General features: G+C 59.2%; 5 protein-coding genes. 2 read left to right on the top strand and 3 right to left on the bottom strand.

Annotated features, from left to right (window positions below; all coding sequences use genetic code 11):
• Positions 1-210 precede the first annotated feature (210 nt).
• The 3 genes from EIEH_RS05460 to zipA form a co-directional block, all read right to left on the bottom strand.
• A complete protein-coding gene (locus EIEH_RS05460) occupies positions 211-876 on the bottom strand; it encodes a 3-phytase (RefSeq protein WP_015870625.1) in 666 nt (221 codons plus the stop codon).
• 141 nt (positions 877-1017) lie between these two features.
• Positions 1018-3045 (bottom strand): NAD-dependent DNA ligase LigA, encoded by a 2028-nt coding sequence (gene ligA / locus EIEH_RS05455; RefSeq protein WP_015870624.1) that lies wholly within the window; start codon positions 3043-3045, stop codon positions 1018-1020.
• A 68-nt stretch (positions 3046-3113) separates the two neighbouring features.
• Positions 3114-4031: a cell division protein ZipA gene (gene zipA, locus EIEH_RS05450; RefSeq protein WP_035608944.1), complete on the bottom strand. Its 918-nt coding sequence runs from the start codon at positions 4029-4031 to the stop codon at positions 3114-3116.
• A gap of 274 nt (positions 4032-4305) precedes the next feature.
• On the opposite strand from zipA, the gene cysZ reads away from it, so the two are divergent.
• Both cysZ and cysK read left to right on the top strand, forming a co-directional pair.
• Entirely contained in the window at positions 4306-5085 is a 780-nt protein-coding gene (gene cysZ / locus EIEH_RS05445) for a sulfate transporter CysZ (protein WP_015870622.1), read from the top strand.
• Between the two features lie 152 nt (positions 5086-5237).
• The gene (cysK, locus tag EIEH_RS05440; RefSeq protein WP_015870621.1) at positions 5238-6197 is read left to right on the top strand and encodes a cysteine synthase A; all 960 of its coding nucleotides are present in this window, start codon (positions 5238-5240) and stop codon (positions 6195-6197) included.
• The last annotated feature ends 229 nt before the right edge of the window (positions 6198-6426 follow it).

Here is a 6426-nt window from a genome sequence, read left to right as displayed (position 1 = left end):
CCTCCCTTACAAGGAGGGGGTCGGCGGTTCGATCCCGTCATCACCCACCAATCTGTTCGTTTTTTATTTTCATCCATTCCTGATTTCCTCTACCCATCCATACATCGCTCTTCCTTGATCTTTATCCACTGCAAACGTTACGCGTGTGCTCTGTATGCAATCCTGCGCAACAGGCTATCGCCGCCCGCCGCGCCGTGCAGTATCGCTTTGCTACCATGTCAGCAGGATCACCATGAGCAGCATCACAATCCCGATCAGTAGCAACGTAGCCGGTGAGCGGGCCTGCGCGCGAACACTTCCCGGGATCCACTGCGCCGGGATAAAGCCAAAGACCGGCTGGGGATTGAGCACCGATGTCACCGGCAGCGGATCGTCTTCGGTCCCTTCGGGCGGTACAGCCAGCTGGCTGGCAACGATCACCTGATTTTCCAGCGGTGAACGCAGCGGCTCGGTCTGCAGCGTCGACTTGTCCAGGGATGAAAACAGCTTATCAGCCCCCTCTTTGACCTCCAGTGCCCGTTCGACGTTGGCCCTCTCCGATAGCATGCGACTGTGCTCTCCCAGGGTGACCCACGATACCGGCTGTCCCATCGACGCCGCGGTTCCCCGGTGGGCGGTGGCCTGCGGAGACTCCCGTCCCGCGGCGGCGGCCGGGCTCGGCTCGCCCTGGCTAAATGCTTGCAGCAGCGTACGCTCACGCTGCAGCGCCGTCAGGGCACGCAGCGTATTTTCACGCTGTGACGGGGTTAAATCGCCTCGGTTTAACACCTGCAGCAGCCGTTCGATGCGCGCATCCAACAACTCTACGCTCAGCTGTCCACCGCTGTGCGCCTGCGACGACAAACCGCCCGCCATATCTATCGGCCCCAATGCCATACGTTCCTCTCCACTGATTGCTGCCCTATCGGGATATATAACGGCGCAAATGCACGTCAACTTTAACCTATCCCATCAACGCAGCCCTCTGTCTGCTCACAGAAACAGCGCGCGGTGCCCTATGGTTGGTGACGGGAGCCATTATGCCCCCAGCATGCGCAGCATCTGCGCCTCATCGATCACCTCGATGCCCAGAATATTGGCCTTCGCCAACTTGGAGCCCGCCGCATCGCCGGCGATCACCAGATCGGTCTTCTTCGATACGCTGCCGCTGACCCGGGCGCCCAATGCTGTCAAACGATCCTTCGCCTCATCGCGCGACAGTACGCTCAGTGAGCCGGTCAATACCACGGTCTTTCCGGCAAACGGGCTGTCGACTGCGGGCGCAGACTGCGCCGGTGCCCCCTCCGGCCAGCGGATGCCAACTTCGTCGGAGATCAGCTCATCGATCACCTGGCGGTTATGTTCCTCGCTCAAAAAGTGGACGATATGGCTGGCAACCACCTCACCCACCTCGGGAACGCGCTTGAGGCTCTCCAGATCCGCCGCGCGCAGCGCCTGCAGTGAACCAAAGTGGCTGGCCAGATTGGCCGCCGTCGCCTCCCCCACCTCGCGGATGCCCAGCGCAAAGAGAAAACGGGCCAGCGTGGTTTCCCGCGAGCGATCGAGGGCAGCAATAAGCTTGGTGGCCGACTTGGGCCCCATCCGCTCCAGGCCGGTCAGCTTACCGGCGCTCAGGCGGTACAGATCGGCGGGCGTAGCGACATACTCTTTATCCACCAGCTGTTCAATGACCTTATCGCCCATCCCCTCGACATCCATCGCGCGGCGCGATACAAAATGCTTCAGCGACTCCTTGCGCTGCGCGGCACAGATCAGGCCACCGCTGCAGCGTGCCACCGCCTCGCCCTCCGTCCGCTCCACCTCAGAGCCACATACCGGACAGTGGGTCGGAAAGCCGATCTCGTGGGCATCGCGCGGACGCATCGCCTCCACCACCCCAACCACCTGCGGGATCACGTCACCGGCGCGGCGGACGATCACCGTATCGCCGATCCGCAGATCCAGACGCTCAATTTCATCCGCATTGTGCAGCGTCGCGTTGCTGACGGTCACCCCGGCCACCAGCACCGGCTCCAGGCGCGCGACCGGCGTGATGGCCCCGGTGCGACCGACCTGAAACTCAACCCCGTTCAGCCGCGTCATCTGCTCCTGTGCCGGAAACTTGAACGCCGTCGCCCAGCGCGGCGCGCGGGCGACAAAGCCCAGCCGCTCCTGGATGGCGATATCGTCCACCTTGATCACCACGCCGTCGATATCAAAGCCTAACGTCGGTCGCGCCTGCCCGATCTGGCGATAGTAGGCCAGCACCTCTGCGCTACCGCAGCACAGCCTCACCCGTTCGCTGACCGGCAGTCCCCAGGACTTAAAGCGCTGCAGGCACTGATAGTGACTGTCCGGCAGCGCGCCCCCCTCCAGCTGGCCTGTGCCGTAGCAGTAGAAGGTCAGCGGGCGCTGCGCGGTGATGCGCGGGTCAAGCTGTCGCAGCGATCCGGCAGCGGCGTTGCGCGGATTGGCAAAAATTTTCGCGCCGCGCCGGCGCGCCTCCTCATTCATCGCCTCAAAGCCATCCTGCGGCATGAAGACCTCGCCACGAACCTCAATGCGTGCAGGGATAGCCTCTCCCTGCAAACGCAGTGGGATGGCGCGAATGGTTTTCACATTACTGGTAATATCTTCGCCGGTTGTCCCATCACCGCGCGTCGCCGCGCGTACCAGTACCCCCTGCTCATACAGCAGGCTTACCGCCAATCCGTCCAGCTTTGGCTCACAGCAGAAGGTCAGCGGTTCGTCACTTTTCAGCCGCTCATGCAGGCGCTTATCAAACGCCTGATAACTTTCCTCATCAAATACGTTATCCAACGAGAGCATCGGCACCTCATGGTGCACCTGGCCAAAGGCTGCCAGCGGTGCGCCACCGACGCGCTGGCTCGGGGAATCCACCGTCACCAGCGCCGGGTGCACGGCCTCCAGCTGCTTAAGCTGCATCATCAGGCGATCGTACTCTGCATCGGTAATCTGCGGATCGTCCAAAACGTAGTATTGATACTCATGATGGCGCAGCGCATCACGCAGCTGTTCGAGTTGTTGTTCAATCATGGGAGTCATAAGCCACCATTTAATGATAAAAAACCCCCGACGGGCGGGGGTTTTGGTAAGACGCTGGCACGATCACGTCACGCGGTCCGGCCCAAGTTCTCCAGCACCGTACGAATACGCGCCTTATAGGTTTCTAGCTTTTGCGGGGTCATCATCCGCCGCTCATCATCCAGCACCACGCCGCCGACGTCGTCGGCAATGCGCTGCGCAGACTGCAGCATCAGCTTAAAGTTCTGGCTGGCATCGCCATACGAGGGCACCATCATAAAGATCGATACGCCCGGCGTAGAGAAATCCGCCATATTTTCGACGTCGAAGGTGCCCGGCTTCACCATGTTGGCCATGCTGAACAGCACCGGCCCACTGCCAGCCGGGTTAAGGTGGCGATGGAAGATTTTCATCGCACCATACTGGAAACCGGCCTGCAGCACGCTTTGCAGCAAAACCTCGCCGCCAATGCTGCTGCCCTGATGTGCCGCAACGTGCATCACCAGTACCGTCTCCCGCACCTTGCCATCATCGACCGCCGTCGGCGCCATAGCGCTGGGCTCCACAGGCGCCCCGTCCTCCACGGCTACAGCAGACGGCACCGCCAGCGGCGCCTCACTCTCAGGCTTGGCAGCTAACAGCGGATCGCCCAGCAGGGGATCAACCGTCTCGTCGCAGCGCAGCGTCGGTGACGCTATCGGATGACCTTCGCTCTCCCTCAGATCCAGCGGATCGGGGCGCGCTTCGCTCACTTCACCCAATGAGCCCATGGCCGGCTCTACCGGATGGGAAGGCGGGCTGCTTCCGCGCTGCACGCGCACTTCACCGACCCCTTCATCCATTTCAGAGAGCGGTTTCTCGTCGCGCTGCGGTTTTTGACGTTTGTTCGGACGATCGCGAAACAGCGCAGAGCGTTCCTTACGGCTGGTCCATAGGCCGTGCAGCAACAACGCTATTATGGCAACCGCGCCAACAACAATTAATATCAGACGCAAATCCTGCATCATCGCAATCTCTGTTGTTTTATTACATTGCCATTTTGGCAACCCCTCAATCTATAAATGTATTGGGGTGTTGGAACAAGTGCAAGTCTGGACTAAACTTTCTGTTAATAAAGATGATTTTTACTTCTATTTTGCTCTTTTTTTAGTCATGTCATAACTGGTAACCCACAGCATCCGCCGATATCATAAACCACCGGGCCGCGCCAATAGCCGCCGTCACACCGCGGAGCGCGGCGCAGTCCCGGTCAACCACGGTAACGGCATAAGATGGAGTTAAATGAACACGATATCCCAGGCCGGCGGCGCGCCGTCTCCGACCAACGCCAACGGCGTATACTATTTTTCCCAGGGCTGGCGCCTAATCCGCCTACCCGGCATCAAGCGCTACGTACTGATGCCTCTGCTGGTCAACATCATCCTGATGGGATTGGCGTTCTGGTGGCTATTCGATCGTCTCGGACGCTGGATTCCGGCGCTGATGAGCTATGTTCCCGATTGGCTGCAGTGGCTGAGCTACCTGCTGTGGCCCTTGGTTATCGTCTCGGTTCTGCTGGTGTTCAGCTATTTTTTCAGTACCCTGGCCAACTGGATTGCAGCCCCCTTTAACGGCCTGCTGGCAGAGCAGCTTGAAGGGCAGCTGACCGGCAAGCCGCTGCCGGACAGCGGGTTATGGAGCGTAATGAAGGATCTGCCACGTATTCTGAAGCGCGAATGGATTAAGCTGGCCTATTACCTGCCCCGAGCCTTGGTGCTGCTGCTACTGTACCTGATCCCCGGCGTCGGCCAGACCCTGGCCCCCGTGCTATGGTTTCTGTTCAGCGCGTGGATGATGGCGGTGCAATACTGCGATTATCCCTTTGATAACCATAAGGTTAGCTTCCCGCGCATGCGCGATACCCTGCGCGCTGACAAGGTCGACAATCTGCAGTTTGGCGCACTGGTCAGCCTGTTTACCATGATCCCCTTCGTCAATCTGGTGATCATGCCGGTCGCCATCTGCGGCGCCACGGCCATGTGGGTCGATCGCTATCGTACCGAGCTGGCTATCAATCGCTAATTCTGTAACGGCGCACTCCTCAGCGGGTGCGCCGCCTGCATCGTTATCGTTATCCCTCATAACGATATAATCTTTATTTACTTCCTATTAACCGGTTATTGCGTATGCTGCTGGCAGTATGATGGATAAAAAACGACTGTAGAGGAGCGGCCATGAGCAAAATCTATCAAGATAACTCCCATACCATCGGGCATACCCCGCTGGTACGCCTTAATCATATCGGTAACGGACGTATCCTGGCCAAAGTGGAGTCGCGCAATCCCAGCTTCAGCGTTAAAGATCGCATCGGTGCCAACATGATCTGGGATGCCGAAAAGCGCGGTATTCTGAAACCCGGCGTCGAGCTGGTTGAGCCGACCAGCGGCAACACCGGCATCGCCCTGGCCTTTGTCGCCGCGGCCCGCGGCTACAAGCTGACCCTGACCATGCCCGAGACCATGAGCCTGGAGCGGCGTAAGCTGCTTAAGGGGCTGGGAGCCGAGCTAATCCTGACCGACGGCGCCCTGGGGATGAAGGGGGCTATCGGCAAAGCCGAATCGATTGTTGCCAGCGATCCGCTGCGCTATGTCATGCTGCAGCAGTTCAGCAACCCGGCCAACCCCGAGATCCACCGCCAGACTACCGGGCCGGAAATCTGGCAGGATACTGACGGTCAGGTGGATGTCTTCATCGCCGGCGTCGGCACCGGCGGCACCCTGACCGGCACTGCCCGCTATCTAAAACAGGATCGCGCTAAAAATGTCAGCATTGTGGCCGTCGAGCCGGAAGACTCTCCGGTGATCACCCAGACGCTCGCCGGAGAGCCCATTATCCCCGGGCCGCACAAAATCCAGGGCATCGGCGCCGGTTTTATTCCCGAAAACCTCGATTTAACGCTGGTCGATCGCGTAGAGCGCATCGGCAACGATGAGTCCATCGCCATGGCACGCCGCCTGATGCGTGAAGAGGGGATCCTCGCCGGGATCTCCTCCGGTGCCGCCGTCGTCGCAGCAGAACGGCTGGCCAGTATGCCCGCGTTCCAGGAGAAAACCATCGTGGTGATCCTGCCCTCCTCGGGCGAACGTTATCTGAGCACCGGCCTGTTTGCCGGCCTATTTCCCGAGCCAGAATGAGCGTCGGATGTGATGGCATGAATTGTTCAAAGGAGCACCTATTTGGGTGCTTTTTTTGTGGAGCAGTTCAAATTTTACCACCCCCTCTCCTTGCTTTTATCGCTGGGGTCTAGTATTTAACCAGACCATTATTTTGAAGCGCAAAATTATTCGCGCTTTGTATGAAAAGGCCGCTGAATCGATTTAACGATACAGACGGCGGCCTTAACCAGGGTAAGCTGAGCACCGT

Source organism: Edwardsiella ictaluri ATCC 33202 (assembly GCF_000264785.1).
Taxonomy (GTDB): domain Bacteria; phylum Pseudomonadota; class Gammaproteobacteria; order Enterobacterales; family Enterobacteriaceae; genus Edwardsiella; species Edwardsiella ictaluri.
Note: the sequence above shows the minus strand (reverse complement) of the source record. Positions and strands in the feature narration are given on the sequence as shown.